18 protein-coding genes are annotated in these 16,262 nt (G+C 73.5%); 12 read left to right on the forward strand and 6 right to left on the reverse strand.

From position 1 onward, the window contains the following. The first annotated feature begins 24 nt into the window (after positions 1-24). Complete coding sequence (locus tag ACFWPI_RS24660; RefSeq protein WP_380371905.1) at positions 25-936, forward strand: immunity 49 family protein; 912 nt, start codon at positions 25-27, stop codon at positions 934-936. A gap of 177 nt (positions 937-1,113) precedes the next feature. Continuing rightward, entirely contained in the window at positions 1,114-1,605 is a 492-nt protein-coding gene (locus ACFWPI_RS24665; protein ID WP_380337421.1) for an HPP family protein, read from the forward strand. 182 nt (positions 1,606-1,787) lie between these two features. Here ACFWPI_RS24665 and ACFWPI_RS24670 read toward each other — a convergent pair whose 3' ends face one another. Continuing rightward, positions 1,788-2,561 (reverse strand): enoyl-CoA hydratase-related protein, encoded by a 774-nt coding sequence (locus ACFWPI_RS24670; protein WP_380371907.1) that lies wholly within the window; start codon positions 2,559-2,561, stop codon positions 1,788-1,790. 188 nt (positions 2,562-2,749) lie between these two features. Here ACFWPI_RS24670 and ACFWPI_RS24675 point away from each other — a divergent pair, with 188 nt between their 5' ends. Then, positions 2,750-4,084: a PLP-dependent aminotransferase family protein gene (locus tag ACFWPI_RS24675; RefSeq protein WP_380371909.1), complete on the forward strand. Its 1,335-nt coding sequence runs from the start codon at positions 2,750-2,752 to the stop codon at positions 4,082-4,084. A 177-nt stretch (positions 4,085-4,261) separates the two neighbouring features. Here ACFWPI_RS24675 and ACFWPI_RS24680 read toward each other — a convergent pair whose 3' ends face one another. Further along, on the reverse strand, positions 4,262-5,236 hold the full coding sequence (locus ACFWPI_RS24680; RefSeq protein ID WP_380371912.1) for a helix-turn-helix transcriptional regulator: 975 nt from the start codon (positions 5,234-5,236) through the stop codon (positions 4,262-4,264). A 99-nt stretch (positions 5,237-5,335) separates the two neighbouring features. On the opposite strand from ACFWPI_RS24680, the gene ACFWPI_RS24685 reads away from it, so the two are divergent. Continuing rightward, positions 5,336-5,872: a DinB family protein gene (locus tag ACFWPI_RS24685; RefSeq protein ID WP_380371915.1), complete on the forward strand. Its 537-nt coding sequence runs from the start codon at positions 5,336-5,338 to the stop codon at positions 5,870-5,872. Between the two features lie 96 nt (positions 5,873-5,968). On the opposite strand, the gene ACFWPI_RS24690 is transcribed toward ACFWPI_RS24685, so the two are convergent. Then, positions 5,969-6,184 carry a heavy-metal-associated domain-containing protein gene (locus ACFWPI_RS24690; RefSeq protein ID WP_063350365.1) on the reverse strand — a complete coding sequence of 72 codons (216 nt, stop codon included), beginning with the start codon at positions 6,182-6,184 and terminating at the stop codon, positions 5,969-5,971. 480 nt (positions 6,185-6,664) lie between these two features. Here ACFWPI_RS24690 and ACFWPI_RS24695 point away from each other — a divergent pair, with 480 nt between their 5' ends. The 4 genes from ACFWPI_RS24695 (at position 6,665) to ACFWPI_RS24710 (ending at position 10,115) form a co-directional block, all read left to right on the forward strand. Next, a complete protein-coding gene (locus tag ACFWPI_RS24695; RefSeq protein ID WP_380371919.1) occupies positions 6,665-7,366 on the forward strand; it encodes a DUF3152 domain-containing protein in 702 nt (233 codons plus the stop codon). 176 nt (positions 7,367-7,542) lie between these two features. Next, complete coding sequence (locus ACFWPI_RS24700; protein WP_063350363.1) at positions 7,543-8,472, forward strand: glutaminase; 930 nt, start codon at positions 7,543-7,545, stop codon at positions 8,470-8,472. Between the two features lie 195 nt (positions 8,473-8,667). Beyond that, the gene (locus ACFWPI_RS24705; RefSeq protein WP_380337442.1) at positions 8,668-9,078 is read left to right on the forward strand and encodes a hypothetical protein; all 411 of its coding nucleotides are present in this window, start codon (positions 8,668-8,670) and stop codon (positions 9,076-9,078) included. A 158-nt stretch (positions 9,079-9,236) separates the two neighbouring features. Beyond that, on the forward strand, positions 9,237-10,115 hold the full coding sequence (locus tag ACFWPI_RS24710) for an alpha/beta fold hydrolase (protein WP_380371922.1): 879 nt from the start codon (positions 9,237-9,239) through the stop codon (positions 10,113-10,115). A gap of 93 nt (positions 10,116-10,208) precedes the next feature. Here the strand turns inward: ACFWPI_RS24710 and ACFWPI_RS24715 are convergent, their stop codons facing one another. Continuing rightward, positions 10,209-11,651: a DEAD/DEAH box helicase gene (locus ACFWPI_RS24715; RefSeq protein ID WP_063350361.1), complete on the reverse strand. Its 1,443-nt coding sequence runs from the start codon at positions 11,649-11,651 to the stop codon at positions 10,209-10,211. Positions 11,652-12,005: 354 nt separating this feature from the next. Beyond that, positions 12,006-12,209, reverse strand: coding sequence for a cold-shock protein (locus ACFWPI_RS24720; RefSeq protein WP_063350360.1), 204 nt, complete (start codon positions 12,207-12,209; stop codon positions 12,006-12,008). Between the two features lie 438 nt (positions 12,210-12,647). On the opposite strand from ACFWPI_RS24720, the gene ACFWPI_RS24725 reads away from it, so the two are divergent. Both ACFWPI_RS24725 and ACFWPI_RS24730 read left to right on the forward strand, forming a co-directional pair. Continuing rightward, positions 12,648-12,875 (forward strand): hypothetical protein, encoded by a 228-nt coding sequence (locus ACFWPI_RS24725; protein WP_063350359.1) that lies wholly within the window; start codon positions 12,648-12,650, stop codon positions 12,873-12,875. 179 nt (positions 12,876-13,054) lie between these two features. Next, a complete protein-coding gene (locus tag ACFWPI_RS24730) occupies positions 13,055-13,417 on the forward strand; it encodes a hypothetical protein (RefSeq protein ID WP_063350358.1) in 363 nt (120 codons plus the stop codon). A 103-nt stretch (positions 13,418-13,520) separates the two neighbouring features. On the opposite strand, the gene ACFWPI_RS24735 is transcribed toward ACFWPI_RS24730, so the two are convergent. After that, positions 13,521-14,186 carry a TetR/AcrR family transcriptional regulator gene (locus tag ACFWPI_RS24735; RefSeq protein ID WP_380371927.1) on the reverse strand — a complete coding sequence of 222 codons (666 nt, stop codon included), beginning with the start codon at positions 14,184-14,186 and terminating at the stop codon, positions 13,521-13,523. Positions 14,187-14,319: 133 nt separating this feature from the next. Here ACFWPI_RS24735 and ACFWPI_RS24740 point away from each other — a divergent pair, with 133 nt between their 5' ends. After that, the gene (locus ACFWPI_RS24740; RefSeq protein WP_380371929.1) at positions 14,320-15,351 is read left to right on the forward strand and encodes a medium chain dehydrogenase/reductase family protein; all 1,032 of its coding nucleotides are present in this window, start codon (positions 14,320-14,322) and stop codon (positions 15,349-15,351) included. Positions 15,352-15,549: 198 nt separating this feature from the next. Further along, complete coding sequence (locus tag ACFWPI_RS24745) at positions 15,550-16,140, forward strand: lytic polysaccharide monooxygenase (protein ID WP_380371932.1); 591 nt, start codon at positions 15,550-15,552, stop codon at positions 16,138-16,140. Positions 16,141-16,262: the final 122 nt, after the last annotated feature.

Here is a 16,262-nt window from a genome sequence, read left to right on the forward strand (position 1 = left end):
ATCAAGGAAAGGCGGCATCGGATCGTGGACGTCGACGTCACGCGCCACCAGGTCGCGCCCCAGCGGATCACCCAGGCCCTGGAGGGCATCGAGGACCGGGCCCTCGCCAGTTGGTACCGGATCCACTACGGCCGCCTGGCCATCAAGGAGATCCGGACGATGGGCGAGGAGCTCCTCGACCACATCGGCGCGCTCACCCTGGGGGGCCGGCCGCTCAGCGGTTACCCCGACCGGGTCATCCTGGAGACCGCGGCCGAGTGCTCCCTCGGCGTGCTGTCCCTCGGCTGCTTCCCCCGCGGCGACTTCGAGGTCCCCTTCCCGTTCATCGGCGAGACGCTGACCAGCGAAGAGACCGGCTTCGGCGACACCGTCGACTTCGCCCCCACGGCCGCCACCTGGGTCGACGCCTTCGCGATGTGCGTGATCAGCGGCCTGATCCAGGAGCGCCACCGCATGCTCGGCCCACTACTGAAGGACGACTACGGGCCCTCGGTCCGCAAGGGCCTGCCCTACTCGGACCTGGACTCGACCTCCGATCCGGCGAGCCTCGCCGAGTTGGACGCGCTCTGCTCCTACCTCTACGTCGTGCCGACCGCCGTCTCACCCTGGGTCGCCCCCGGCCCCGCGCCCCTGCGCAAACCGGACGCCGAGGAGCGCACCGCGGCCGCCCGGGCGCTGGACGCCGCCGGTCGGCTCACGCCGGACCAGCAGTTGCTGCGCGTCCTGCTCGACGACGACCAGAGCACCTTCGAGCGGGCCCTCGCCGCCCGCCTCGACCAGCACCGCGAGAGCAGCGCTCCGGACGCGGCCCCGCGCAGCCTGCTCCCGGTCATCCCGATCGCCCTGGCCGCACTCGCCGTCCAGGCACACGGCTGGCAGCTCGGCCTCTCCTCCGGCTACCTCCCGGCGACGCTCATACAGCCCCCGTCGCTCTGACCGCCCCACCGAAGCCGCCCGTCCGTCCGCCTGCCTGTCCGTCCGCCCGCCTGTCCGCCCGCCTGTCCGTCCACGGAGTGTTCAGTGGTTGTCCAACAGACGAAACATCCCACCTTTCGAGCGACAGTGCGCCTATCATCCCGTGGTCCCCCGTCACCCATCCGGAGTCGCCCACGCATGCCCACCTCACAGCCCGCAGACACCCCCAGGCCGCACCCGTTGCACGCCCTGCGGGCCTCCGTCTTCGCCGTCGGCGCCCTGCTCCTGCTGGCCGGAATCGGCATGGTGGTCCACCAGCCGCTGCTGATCCCGCCGGTGGCGGCCAGCGCCGCCCTGGTGCACGGCGCCCCCGGGCTTCCGATCTCCCAGCCGCGCAACGTCGTCGGCGGCCAACTGCTGTCCGCCCTGATCGGCTACGCCACCCTCGCGGTCACCGGCAGCACCGCCTGGGGAGCCGCGATAGCCGCCGGTCTCGCACTGGGCGCGATGATGCTCACCCACCTCTCCCACTCCCCGGCCGTCGCGAGCGCCGTGGTCGTGGTGCTCCAGGCCCCGCCCGCCCTGCCGTTCCTGCCGCTGCTGGTCCTCTCGACCGGCATCCTGGTGACGATCGGCCTCCTCCCCGGCCGGATCGGCGGGCACCCCGTCCGCTACCCGGTGTCCTGGTGAGCGCGCACGCCCCCAATAAGCGCTGAGCACCCCCCTTGTGAGCCGCGACTGCCAGCCGCGCCCGTGAGCCGCGACGGCCGGGTCATCCGATCGGATGGCCCGGCCGTCCGCGTTGCCGTCGTCCTGGCCGAAGAACGCCGAGTCCAGCCCGGAACCACCGGCACCAGGGGCGCGAGCCGGTCTCAGCCGGCGGCCGGGCGGTCCAGGAAGCGCCGGAGCCCCTCCCGCACCCCGTCCGTGGGCACGGTGGCCACGAAGCAGGCCGCCTCGACGGCGAGGCCCTCGTCGATCGGCAGGTTGATGCCGCGGGTGACGGCCCGCAGGCAGGCGGACACCGCGGTCGGCGCGTGCCGGATGATCCGGTCGACCAGGCCCCGTGCCGCGTCGAGCAGTTCGCCGGCCGGGACGACGGCGTTGACCAGTCCGATCTCGGCGGCGCGGGCGGCCGGGATCGGATCGCCGGTCAGGATCAGCTCCAGGGCGCGCTTGCGTCCGACGTGTCGCGGCAGCCGCTGGGAGCCGCCGAACGGCGGCGGGAAGCCGAGCGAGATCTCCGGCTTGGCGAAGGTCGCGTGCTCGGCGGCGACGGCCAGCGGGGCGGCCTCGGTGAGCTCGCACCCTCCCCCGTAGGCGAGGCCGTTGACGGCGACGACGATCGGCTTCGGGAACTCCTCGATCCGCCGGGTCAGCGCGTGGCCGCGCCGGACGACCTCGCGCAGCGCCCGCTCGGGCCCGCCCGCGATGCTCCCGGCCAGCGACGGGATGTCGGCGCCCGCGCTGAACGCCCGCTGCCCGGCGCCGGTCAGCACGACCGCCCGGACGGTGTCGTCGGCGTCGACGCGGTCGAGTTCGGCGAGCAGCGCGTCGATGGTCGGGTAGTCGAGGGCGTTGAGCTTCTGCTCCCGGTCGATGGTCAGGGTGACGACGTGCTGGTCCCGCTCGCTGCGGACGGTCATGCCGGGTGCTCCGTTTCGCCTGGGCGCGGACGCCCGCAACCCGGCGGACGCCCGCGCGGTGGCGGGCGCCCCCACGGCGCCCGCCCGGTTGCGGACGGCACCGAGGCTAGGAACAACCCTCCAGGACAATCCAGTTATTGTCCTGGATACACCCTGGACCCTCATCGCCCCACGACGGCAGGTGCCGCATGCGACCGCCCTCCTACAAGGCCATCGTCGACGAGTACGCGGCGGCCATCCGCTCCGGCGCGCTCCCGGCCGGCACCCGGCTGCCGACCCACCGGGCGCTCGCCCGCGAGCGGCGGATCGCCCTGGCCACCGCCACCCGCGTCTACACCGAACTCGCCGCCGCCGGGCTGGTGGTGGGGGAACAGGGGCGGGGGACCTTCGTCCGGACGCGCTCCGGCTACGACGGGATCGAGCCCTCGCGCGCGCTCCCGGTGCCCCGGGTCGCGGACCTGTCGTTCAACCAGCCGCTGGCCCCCGGGCAGGGGGACCTGCTCCGGCAGGCCCTGCGCACACTCGCCTCCTCCGGCGACGCCGAGGCGCTGCTGCGCCAGCACCCGCCAGGCGGCCACCGGCACGACCGTGCGGTGGTGGCCCGGTACCTGCTGGGGCGCGGCGTCGACACCGCCCCGGAGAACGTGCTGCTGACCAGCGGGGCGCAGCAGGCGCTCGACTGCGTGCTGCGCACGCTCACCCGGCCCGGCGACGTCCTCGCCGTCGACGCGCTCAGCTACCCGGGGGTGAAGCTGCTCGCCGCCGCCCACGGCCTCGACCTGGCGCCCGTCCCGGTCACCGCGGCGGGACCGGACCTCGACGCGCTGGAGCGGCTGTGCCGCGCCCGGCCGGTCCGCGCGGTGTACACCATGCCCACCGTCCACAACCCGCTCGGCTGGGTGCTCGACCGGGCGCAGCGCGACCGGCTGGCCGCGATCGCCACCGCCCGCGGCTGCGTGCTGATCGAGGACGGCACGTACGCCTTCCTGGAGGCCTCGCCGCCCGCGCCGCTGCACGCGCTGGCGCCCGAACACACCTGCTACGTCGCCGGGTTGTCCAAGAACGTGGCCCCGGGCCTGCGGTTCGGCTTCGCCGTGCTGCCCGGGCGCCTGCTGCGGGCCGCGACCAGCAGCCTGCGCGCCGCGGCCTGGGGTTCGCCCGGGCTGGTGACGGCGCTGGCCACCGGCTGGCTCGCGGACGGCACGGTCGCCCGCCTGGAGCGGCACCGCCGCGCGGACGCCGCCGCCCGCCAGCGCATCGCCGCCACCGCCCTGGCCGGCCTGGACGTCACGGCGCACCCGGCCTCGTACCTGGTGTGGCTCGGCCTGGCGGAGCACCAGCGGCCCGACCGGGTCGCGGCCGTCCTCGCGGGCGAGGGGATCCTGGTGTCCACGGCGGACGCCTTCGCCACCGGCCCGCACCGCCCCCGGGCCGTCCGGCTGGCGCTGGCCACGCCGCCGCTGGACGCGTTGGCGGGCGTGCTGGGGCGGCTGCGCGCGGCCGTCGAGGCGATCCCGCCGTGAGGCCTCTCGCGGCGCACGGCCCGCCTGCCCGTAGACCTGCCCTCTGTGGGGCCGACCCGCCGCACGCGCAGCACCCCACCGCACCCGCAGCACCACCCGCACGAGAAGTCGGCCCGCCCGACGTCCTGCTCCGACGTCCTGCTCCGACGTCCTGCTACGGTGTCCTGCTCCGGCGCCCTACTCCCCCGCGCCGCCCCGCGCGGCCCGGGAGAACCGCACGCCCCACTCCCCGACGAGGTCGAGCAGTTCGGGCGGGCCGAGGACGCGGAAGTCCGCGCCCAGCGAGCCGAGCGCCATGGCCGGCCAGTCCAGGGAGTCGGCGGTCATCTCCAGGTGGCAGCGCCCGGCGTCGACCTCCTCGACGGTGCCCCACCGGCCGACCCGTGCACGGACGGTCGCGGCCGGGGCGTCCACCAGCGCCGCCACCCGGTACGGGTGCGGCACACCGTTGAGACCGGCCCGGACGAACTCGGCGGCGTCGGCGGCGGGCAGCGAACGGGGCCCGAACCGGACGCCACCGCCCTGCGGCGCGCTCAGCCGGTCGAGCCGGAAGGTGCGCCAGTCCTGCCGGTCGAGGTCGTAGGCGACCAGGTACCAGCGACGGTGCAGGCAGACCAGCCGGTGCGGTTCGACCTGCCGTTCGGCGTGCCGGCCGTCGGCGGCGGTGTAGGAGAAGCGCAGCCGCTCGGTGTCCCGGCAGGCCAGCGCGACCACGGTGAGCCGGTCCGGGTCGACGCCCGGCCCGGCCGGGGCGCCCCCGCCGACGGGTACGGTCACCGCGCGCAGCGCCTCGACCCGGTGCCGCAGCCGGGCGGGCATCACCTGCACCACCTTGGCCAGCACCCGCACCGAGGCCTCGGCGATGCCCTCCACCGGGCTCTCCGCCGCGGCCTGGAGGCCCACGGCCAGGGCGACCGCCTCCTCGTCGTCGATCACCAGCGGGGGCAGCGCGGCGCCCGCGGCGAGCTGGTAGCCGCCGTCGACGCCGCGCTGCGCCTCCACGGGGTAGCCGAGTTCACGCAGTCGGTCGATGTCGCGGCGCAGGGTGCGGATCGAGACCCCGAGCCGGTCGGCCAGTTCCTCGCCGGGCCAGTAACGGTGGGTCTGGAGCAGGGAGAGCAGTCGCAGCGTCCGGGTGCTGGTGTTCGCCATGACTCCCATCATCCCGGAATTCAGGACAGAAAGTGGCCGCTATCGCGTTTAGCGTGGACCTTGTCCGAAGGAGCAGGAACCGAACGGAAGGCCACCACCATGACCACGACCCCGAACAACAGCACCGCCACCGGCGAGCGCGCCGACCTGCTGGCGGCCCTGGCCAAGCAGCGGCACTTCCTGCGCTTCACCACCCGCGACCTCACCGACGAGCAGGCCGGCCTGCGGACCACCGTCAGCGCACTGTGCCTGGGCGGCCTGATCAAGCACGTGAGCACGGCCGAGCGGTTCTGGGTGGACTTCATCGTGGAAGGCCCGTCCGCGATGCCCGACTTCAGCAGCTTCACCGAGGCCGACTTCGCCCGCCGCGCCGACGAGTTCCGCCTGCTGCCCGGCGAGACGCTGGCCGGCGTCCTGGCCGAGTACGCCGAGGTGGCCCGCCGCACCGACGACCTGGTCGCCACCCTCCCCGACCTGGGCGCCACCCAGCCGCTGCCGAAGGCCCCCTGGTTCGAGGCCGGCGCCGAATGGTCGGCCCGCCGGGTGCTGATGCACATCGTCACCGAGAGCGCCCAGCACGCGGGCCACGCCGACATCATCCGCGAGGCCCTGGACGGCGCGAAGAGCATGGGCTGACGCCGGTCTACGGCCCGGGTGCCCGGGGCCGGTCCGGCGGATCTGCCGGACCGGCCCCGGGCCGGCCCTCCCGCTCGGTCGGTTGCCGGGGGCGGGTCAGCCCCGGCCGACGAAGGTGAAACCGGCCCCGCCGACCGCGCCACGGAGCACGGCGTCGTCGAGCGGTTGCGCGGACGCCACGGTGACGCGGCCGGTCGGCGCGTCGGCGCTGACCTCGGTGACGCCGGGGAGGGCGGCCAGCCCGGCGCTGACCGTCTTCTCGCAGTGGCCGCAGCTCATGCCGTCGACGGTGAGGACGGTGGTGATGGACATGGCGGTGCCTCCGGTGAGGTGGGGTGGGGTGGGGAAGCCCGGCCGGGCCCGCTCGGGCGCGGCCGGTGATCAACGTGCACCACGACAGCGGAAAGCGCCGCCGACGCCGAGGGACACGCCGCACGGGTGGCACCTTCGAGTGGTTCCGGGAACCGATCGGGCCGCGCGACCGACGGGCCGTCACCGACCGGCTGAACCGGTGGTCCGCTTTCGCCCGTTCCTCCCCATAACGCCCTTCCTTTCCGCGACCGAACCCCGACCGAACCCCGTCCGAACCCCGACCGAACCCGCCTGAACCCGCCTGAACCCGTCCGAAACTTGTTCGAACGCCGCCTAGACTCGTCTGATCCCGACCGAACCCGCCCAGGAGCCTGTCACCGCCATGCCCACCCCGACGCCCCGCACCTCCATACCCGGCGGGTCCACCGGACCCGACCCGACCACCGGAGCGAGGGCGCGCCTCGCAACCGGGGGCAGCCGATGAGGAAGTTCACCGGATTCCGGCGACGGCGGCTCTGGCACGGCGCGCTCGCCCTGGTGGTGGCCGGCGCCGTGACCGGCGGCCTGCTGTGGTGGCACCCGTGGGCTCCGGGCGACGGGCAGAAGCCGATGGAGTTCACCACGGCCGCCGGCGGCTCGCCCCGCTTCGGCACCGGCGAGCACCTGTACCGCTACAAGGTGCGGGCGGAGAACGGGATCGCCGAGAGCCCCGGGCAGTTCGCCGCCGAGGTCGACGCCGTCCTCGGGAACGTCCAGCACGGCTGGGCCGCCGGTGGCACCGCGTCCTTCCAGCGCATGCCCGCCGACCCGGTGGACTTCACCGTCTACCTGGCCACCCCGGAGACCACCGACCGGATCTGCGGCCAGTACGGCCTGGACACCGGCGGCACGGTGAACTGCGGCGTGGGCCACCAGGTCGTCATCAACCTCAAGCGCTGGACGGAGCTGTCGGAGTTCTACGTCGGCAAGCCCGAGCTCTACCACGCGCTCGCCGTCAACCACGAGGTCGGCCACGTCCTCGGCAACGGCCACGTCGACTGCCCGGGCGCGGGCGCGCCGGCACCGGTGATGATGCAGCAGATCAAGGGCCTGCACGGCTGCGTCCCGAACGGCTGGCCCTACTCCGACACCGGCACCCTCCTCACCGGCCCGCCCGTCCAGGCCCCCACCTCCGCCCCCTGACGGATGAACCCGGTCAAGAATATGACTTGATTGCCTTTTGGGTCGCAAAGCGGCCCGCCGTGAAGCGGCCCCACGCCGCCACCGGCGATCCTTCGCACGCCCCGGAGCACGGATAATCCTGTATCGGACCAGGTCGTGGTCCTGATCGTGCTCATGGAGGAACAGCGTTGAACGGTATGCCCGCCGGAGAGAAGCTCGACTACCGGCTGCTGCTGGATGCCGCGGCGGCGGCCGCGCGGGCGACGGGCGACCAAGGGCATGTCGCCGACTACATCCCGGCCCTCGCCACGGTCGACCCGGACGCCTTCGGCATGGCGGTCGCCACCGTCGACGGCGAGCTGTACGGGATCGGGGACTGGGAGCAGCCGTTCTCCGTCCAGAGCGTCTCGAAGCTGTTCACCCTGGCGCTGGCCCTGGCCCACGGCGGGGACACTGTCTGGCGCGGGGTGGGGCGGGAGCCGTCCGGCAATCCCTTCAACTCGCTGGTGCAGCTGGAGAGCGAGCACGGCATCCCGCGCAACCCGTTCATCAACGCCGGCGCGCTCGTGGTGACCGACCGTCTGCAGACCATGACGGGCGACGCCGCCGGGGCGGTCCGCGAGTTCCTCCGCCGGGAGTCCGGCAACCCGCTGCTCGACACCGATCCGGTCGTGGCCGCGTCCGAGGCCGAGCACGGCCACCGCAACGCCGCCCTGGCCCACTTCATCGCCAGCCACGGCAATCTGGAGAACCCGGTCGAGACCGTCCTCGACCATTACTACGCGCACTGCGCGGTGTCCGCCAGCTGCCGGGACCTGGTCCTGGCCGGCTCCTTCCTGGCCCGCTACGGGGTGCGCACCGACGGCACCCGGCTGATGTCACGCAGCGAGGCCAAGCGCGTCAACGCCGTCCTGCTCACCTGCGGCACCTACGACGCGGCGGGCGAGTTCGCCTTCCGGGTCGGGCTGCCGGGCAAGAGCGGCGTGGGCGGCGGCGTCCTCGCCATACTGCCCGGGCGGGCCGCGGTCTGCGCCTGGGGCCCCCGGCTGGACCAGGCCGGCAACTCGGTGGCCGCGGTCACCGCCCTGGACGCCCTGACCACCCTCTCCGGCTGCTCGATCTTCTGACCCGTCGGCTGCCGCCCCGGCGTTCCGAGGGCTCGCGCGCCGCACCCGTCCGTCGCCTAACTTGTGGCGTTGATCCGGCTGTTGGGCACCGACCGGCCGGTCGTCCATGGCATGCTCCAGGCGGGGGCGCCGATCGTGATGACGATCGGCCGGCCATGAGGCACACGACCAAGAGGAAAGTGGGGGTCCCGTCCCATGCGAACCGCCGTAGCAAGCTTGTTGGCCCTGGCCGGCGCGGCAGGGCTGGTGCTCAGTTCGTTCCAACCCTGGTACGCCAAGAGCGATCCGAGGTCCGTACCGGTCGCCGACCTGTTCCGGGGCATGTCACCCACCCGCACCACGTCGACCGGCATGTCGATGTTCCTGCTGCTGGCCGTCGCCGCGGCGATCGCGGTGCTGGCACTGCTGGTCCGCTCGCGCCCGGGCCTGCTCCTGGCCGCCGTGGTCGCGGTGGTCACCGGCGTGCTCTGGGTGTACCAGAAGGGGCGGGAGCTGAAGCCGATCTCGCTCGGGATCGGCAATCTGGAGAACGGCTTCTGGAACGCCTGCGGCGGCGTCCTGGTGCTCCTCCTCGCACTGGCCGTGCTGCCGCCCAAGCGCTCCTGAGCCTTCCCGCCTCCCGGCCCGGTCGCCCCCACGGCGGCCGGGCCGGAGTCGTTTCCACTTGAGGCAACACTCCCCATCACTCCCTAAAATCACCTTTACTTCACTCCTCACAGTAGTTTAAGGATAGATACCACCCTATCGAGCGAGTGGAGTACGGCATGACCATCTACACCTCCGACGAGGGCGCCCGCGTCCTCGCCCGGGAGTACACCGCCCTCCTGGACCGCTGGCCCGTGCCCGCCGAACGGCTGCACGTCCCCACCCGTCAGGGTTCGACCTTCGTCCTGGCCTGCGGCCCCGAGGACGCGGCACCCCTGGTCCTGCTGCACGGCTCCGGGGCGAACGCGGCGATGTGGGCGGACGACGTGGCCCTGTGGGCCCGGCACTTCCGCGTCTACGCCGTCGACGTGATCGGCGAGCCCGGTCTGAGCGCCCCCGTGCGCCCCGAACTGCACTCCGACGCGCACGCGCTGTGGCTCGACGACGTGCTGGACGCGCTGCACGTCGAGCGCGCCGCCTTCGTGGGGACGTCGTTGGGCGGGCTGCTGGCACTCGACTACGCGATCCGCCGCCCGCAGCGGGTGGACCGGCTGGCGCTGCGCTGCCCCTGCGGGATCGGCCGCCAGAAGCGGGGGGTGCTGGTCGCCGCGCTGTTCGTGCTGCCGTTCGGGGACTGGGGGCGGCGCACGATGCTGAGACTGGCCCTGGGCCCCGCCCCCACCCCCGTCCCGCCCACGGCCGGGGAACGCGCCTTCGGCGAGTACGTGCTGCTCATCCACCAGCACTTCCGGCCGCGCCGGGAGAGGCTGCCGGTCGTCACCGACGGCGACCTGGCGGGCCTGGAGATGCCGGTGCAGGTCACCATCGGTGGCCGCGACCGGCTCATCGACTCCCACGGCACCCGCCGCCGGCTCCAGCGGGCCGCACCCCGGGTCTCGGTCACCTTCCTCCCCGAGGTCGGCCATCTGCTCAGGGACCAGACCCGGCCGGCCCTCGACTTCCTCCTCGCCGAGGAAGGCGGCCCGCCCCGGGCCTGAACGCGGGCGGCCCCGTGCTCCACCGCCCGTCGGGGCGGGGAGCACGGGGCCGTCGTACCGGGCCGGTTCGCACCGGGACCGGCGCGAACCGGGTCAGGACCGCGCGGCGGACTTCACGGAGCGCGGATGACGGGCGGCGGCAGCGCCGGCAGGGCGGCGGCGGCCACCACCGACGGCGCCCCGGGCGGAGCGGCGGGGACGCTCGACGACCGGGTCGGGGATCGTCACGGGGATGCCGGTCGGGACGCGGGCGCCGGTGAGCCGGGCGAGTTCGTCGTCGTCGGAGTGGACGCGGGTGGCCGTGGGGGCGATCCCGGCGGTGGCCGCCAGCCGGGCCATCTGGCGGCGCTGGCTGGGCAGGACGAGGGTGACGACGGTGCCGGACTCGCCGGCCCGGGCGGTGCGGCCGCCCCGGTGGAGGTAGTCCTTGTGGTCGACCGGCGGGTCCAGGTTGACGACCAGGTCGAGGCCGTCCACGTGGATCCCCCGCGCGGCGACGTTGGTGGCGATCAGCGCGGTGACCTGGCCGGTGCGGAACTGCTCCAGGGTCCGGGTGCGCTGGGGCTGGGACTTGCCGCCGTGCAGAGCCGCGGCCTTCACCCCGTTGGCGAGCAGGTCCTCGACCAGCGCGTCGGCCCGGTCCCGGGTGTCGGTGAACATGATCACCCCGCCGTCCCGGGCCGCGATGCGGACGATCAGGGTGTTCTTGTCGTGGTTCTGCACATGCAGCACGTGGTGCTCCATGGTGGTCACCGCTCCGGCCGACGGATCCACCGAGTGGGTGACCGGGTCCTTGAGGAAGCGGCGCACGAGGCGGTCGACGTTGCGGTCCAGGGTCGCGGAGAAGAGCAGCGTCTGGCAGCCTTCGGCGACCTGTTCGAGGAGCTCGGTGACCTGCGGCAGGAAGCCGAGGTCGGCCATCTGGTCGGCCTCGTCCAGGACTGCGATGTCGACGTCGTCCAGTCGGCAGTGGCCACGCTCGATCAGGTCCTTCAGCCGGCCCGGGGTGGCGACGACGACCTCGGCGCCCCGGTGCAGCACCTGGGACTGGCGGCCGATCGACATCCCGCCCACCACGGTCGCCATCCGCAGCCGCACCGAGTGCGCGTACGGGGTGAGCGCCTCGGTGACCTGCTGCGCGAGCTCCCGGGTGGGGACCAGCACCAGGGCCAGCGGGCTGCCCGGCTCGGTCTTGCGGCCGGCGGCACGGGCGGCGGTGCGGGCCAGCACGGCCAGACCGAAGGCGATGGTCTTGCCGGAGCCCGTCCGGCCCCGGCCGAGCACGTCGCGGCCGGCCAGCGAGTTCGGCAGCGTGGTGGCCTGGATGGGGAACGGCGAGGTGACGCCCTGGCGGGTCAGCGTCTTCAACAGGGCCGCGGGCATGTCCAGTTCGTCGAACGACTCGACGGCGGGCAGGGCGGGGGTGGTGCTGGCCGGGAGTTCGAACTCCTGCTGGGAGGAGCGGCCCTGGGCCCGGTTCGGGCCTCCGGTCCGGCGGTGCGGGCTGCGGTGCGACGGGCGGTTCGAGCGGTTCATACGGAACCTTCCTCAGGACGGCACGTCGCGAGGTCGGCTCCGCTGCGCGGGCGCGCGGAGATCACAAGAAACGGGCCAAAGATGTGCCGGGCGGGGCGCGGACGATGCGGCCGGGCGAGGCATGGACGGTGCAGCCACCGGTGGGCGGGCGCCGGTGTGCGCGGTCGGCGCAACACGGCCCGCGCGGGACGGCGGACGACGGCCGAAGGCGGATCCACAGGGCCCGGTACGGCCGGGGCGGCCTGGCGGCCAAAACGGCCGGAGGCGATCGGGGGTGGAACGGCCGAGGGGCCCGCACCGGGCGTAGTGCACGGTGCGGGCCCCTCGCTACCAGGCGAGTGCCGTGGCAGAGAACTACAGCGGGCGAATGTTCTCGGCCTGCGGGCCCTTCTGGCCCTGCGTGACGTCGAACTCGACCTTCTGGCCCTCGAGCAGCTCACGGAAGCCCTGGGCGTTGATGTTCGAGTAGTGGGCGAAGACGTCAGCGCCGCCGTCCTCCTGCTCGATGAAGCCGAAGCCCTTTTCCGCGTTGAACCACTTCACGGTACCAGTAGCCATTAAAAAATCTCCTTCGAGAGACTGTACGAAGTCCGCACCGTGCGGACGCCGAGTCGCCGCGATGAGCACCCGCCGGGGAAAGAGCCGGAAAACAAAAAATGCGCCTGCAATACATCAGCAGGCGCACACAAAGTTCATGGGAACCACTACTGCAACTAAATCGACTGTAGCAGGCCCGGGCTCGTCGCGGTGGATATTCCGCCGCCGGCCCTTCCGGCCCCTCCCCCACGGGAGGGGCTCACCCGCCGACGGGCTCGGCAACGGGTGGTGGTGCCACGGCAGTTGGGGCGCCGGCGGCGGGGCCCGGTCGGGCGGAGAATTTTTTCGGGCCGGGCGGGTCCGCCGAGCCAGGGCCGGCTGGTCGTGCCCTGTCACCCGGCGGGGTTCCGGCCCTCCGGGAGGGTCCGCTCCCCGGTTTTTCGGAGCATACTGATCGGGATGACGAAATCACCGGCAGTCCGGCGCCACCTGCCCACCAGTCCCTTCAAAGCCCCGGCCGAGGTGCCCCGCAAGCGGTTCGCCGCGGGCGACCGGGTCACCCACGACAAGCACGGCCTCGGCCGGGTCGTCGACGTCGAGGACGGCAGCGACATCGCGGTCCTCGTCGACTTCGGCTCCCGCCAGGAGCGACTCACCCCTCCGTACGCCGAGATGTGGAAGCTCTGACCCGGGGCTCCCTCCCGGGACACCAGGGCCCGGGCCCCGGAAAGATCCACGAGACCTTCCCCAGGACGCCGGACCGTGCGTAGGCCGTAGGACAGGCCGCGCGCACGGTCACGCGCCCGGCCTGCACCGAACCGTGCACGACGCCACCGAAGCCGGCGGCGGCGCAATAGTCTGGGTGCATGTCGAACTCTGATGAGCTCCTCGTTGACATCGCCGCCATGGTGGAGTCCGAGCACAGCAACCAGATGTCCTTGACCGTGGTGGTCCCCGGAGCGGTCATCACCGGCCGGCTCGCACCGATGGCCCTCTGGTTCGAGCGGGTGTCGGAAGTCCTGCACACCTCACAGCACTTGAAGCCGTTCGCCGCCCTCTTCTCCCCGCCCTCCGCCAGCGTGCCCGCACGGCCGACGCACCTGCACCTGCACCGGGCGCGGATCCTCCAGGGCGACTTCGGACTGCCCCACACCGGCGGCATGTACCGGATCGCCATCGAGGACGTGAGCAGTTGGACGGTGGGTGACCTCAGCTACTCCGACGCCTGACCTCCGAGCCTGACCGCCGACGGGCCCCGGGCGCGCCAGACGGCCGCTCGGGGCCCGTCGGCGCACGTGAAGGCGCGGCCGGTGCCCGGCCGGCCCGCGCCCGTCAGCGGCCGGTGAGCGAGCGGAGCTCGGCGGCGTAGAGCTGGGCGGGGTCGAATCCCATGCCGGTGAAGTGGCCGGCGAGTTCGAGGGAGAGCACGCCGTGCAGCCTGGTCCAGACGGCGAGGGCGAGGTGGAGGACCGCCGGCGGGGCCGGGTGCTCCCCGGCCCAGGCCCGGTGTTCGGCGAGGTGGGCGTCGAACGGGGACGGCGACACGGCCAGTGACTGCTCCGCCGGTGACAGCTCGGCGGTGCAGGCGTCGAGCAGGACGGCCATGATCTCGACGGAGATCCGGGTGGTGTCCTCAGGCGCCCGGTAGCCGGGCACGGGGGTGCCGTAGACGAGCAGGTACCGCTGGGGGTCGTCCAGGGCCCACCGGCGCAGGGCCTGCGCCAGTCCGGCCAGGTCGGCACCCGCGGCGGCCCGGGCCTGGAAGGCGTCGGCGAGGCTCCGGTAGGCGTCCCGGACGAGTTCGGTGATCAGCTCGTCGCGACTGGCGAAGTACCGGTAGAGGGCCGGGCCGCTCATGCCCATCCGCTTGGCGATGGCGTTGAGGGACAGCGCGGAGGCCCCGGCGGTGGCGATCTGCTCCCAGGCGCGCTCCTTGATCTCCTCCTGCACCTGAGCGCGGTAGCGCTCCCGGGGAGTCCTCACATCCGACGCGCCCATGGCCGCCTCCAGACCTCACGACGATGACATCACCATCTCGTTAGAGGCTATCACTCTCCCTCTTGACTCTCACCGACGCCTGCCGTTATAACTTCTAACGAAGGCAATAACATCTATCGAGAAGGAGGGCGTCATGGACACCGAACGCCTCGTCCAGGTCGTACTGCCGGGCATCGTGGCGCCGGAGGGCCTGGAGATCCGGCACGGAGCCGTGCCGCAGGCCGGCCGGGGGCAGGTCCTGATCGCCATGGAGGCGAGCGGCGTCTCGTTCGCCGAGCAGCAGATGCGCCGCGGCCGGTACTACGACCAGCCGCCGTTCCCGTTCGTCCCCGGCTACGACCTGGTCGGCCGGGTGCTGGCCACCGGCGAGGGCGTCGACCCGGGACTGGCCGGGCAGCGGGTGGCCACCCTGATGAAGGTCGGCGGGTGGGCCAGCCACGTGGCGGTCGACGCCGCCGACGCCGTGCCCGTCCCGGACGGCCTCACCGCGGCCGAGGCGGAGACCGTGGTGGTCAACGGCATCACGGCCTGGCAGCTGCTGCACCGCCGGGCACGGGTGCGCGCCGGGCAGCGGATCCTGGTGCACGGCGCCTCCGGCGGGGTGGGCTCCGTCCTGGTCCAGCTGGCACGCGCGGCCGGCGTGCAGGTGATCGGCACGGCGTCCGCGCGGCACCACGACGCCCTGCGGGAGCTCGGCGTGACCCCGGTCGACTACCGCACGGAGGACGTGGCGGCCCGGGTCCGGGAGCTGGCGCCCGGCGGGGTGGACGCCGTGTTCGACCACGTCGGCGGGCGCAGCGTGATCGACTCCTGGCACCTGCTCGCCCCCGGCGGCACGCTCGTCGCCTACGGCAGCGCCTCCACCCGCGACGACACCGGCTCCAAGCAGTGGCCGGTGCTGAAGATCCTCGCCCGCACCTGGCTCTGGAACACCCTGCCCAACGGCCGCCGCGCCCACTTCTACAACATCTGGGCCGGCCGCGCCCTCGGCCGGGACCGCTTCCGCGCCCGCCTCCGGTCCGACCTCGCCCAGGTGTTCGCCGCCGTCGCCCGCGGTGACGTCACCGCCCGGATCGCCGCCCGGCTCCCGCTCGCCCGGGCGGCCGAGGCCCTGCGACTGGCGGAGTCCGGGACCGTCAGCGGCAAGATCGTCCTGATTCCCTGACCTGCGGGGCGCGAGGGCGCGGGGCACGGCAATGGCCTGGCAATGACCCGGCAATGGTTCAGACCATTGACGGCCCGGACGGGGGCTTCTACGGTGTCAGCACCGACCTGACGCAGGCATGCCACGATCTTCGGCCGCGCCCCCACGCGCGCGCCCTACGTCGGGCGCACACTCCATCCACCCCCACGGAGGAGCACCATGCGCAAACGTCATCTCGCCGTCGCGGCCGCAGCCGCGATCGCGCTCCCGCTCGTGCTGGCCCTGCCCGCCCAGTCGCACGGCTACATCAACCTGCCGCCCAGCCGGTCCGCGCTCTGCGGAGCGGGCGGGGTGCCCTGGGACTGCGGCGACATCCAGTGGGAACCGCAGAGCGTCGAGGGCCCGAAGGGCTTCCCCGGCCGGGGCCCGGCCGACGGCACCATCTGCGCCGGCGGGGACGCCCGTTGGGCCCCGCTGGACGACCCGCGCAACGGCACCTGGCCGACCACCCGGGTGACGGCGGGCCAGCAGCTCACCTTCACCTGGTACATCGAGGCCCGGCACTCCACCACGAACTTCAGGTACTACCTCACCAAGCCCGGTTACGACGCGAGCCAGCCGATCACCCGGGGCAGCCTGGACCTCACCCCCTTCCTGACCGTCCCCTACAACGGCCGCCAGCCCGCCGCCACCACCACCCACACCGCGACCCTCCCCAGCGGTCGCACCGGCCACCAGGTGGTGGTGGCGGTCTGGGACGTCGCCGACACCGGAAACGCCTTCTACTCCTGCACCGACGTCCAGTTCTGACGGTCCTGACCGCTGCACCGTGCTGACGGCCCCGGGGCCCCCCGCCCCCCCCCCCGGCGGGGGGGGCCGGGGCCCCCCCCGCGCCCCGGGGGGGGGGTGTGGGGGCGGCCCGGGGTACGGCC

The sequence above is a fragment of the Kitasatospora sp. NPDC058492 genome (assembly GCF_042720685.1).
In the GTDB taxonomy this organism is placed as follows: domain Bacteria; phylum Actinomycetota; class Actinomycetes; order Streptomycetales; family Streptomycetaceae; genus Kitasatospora.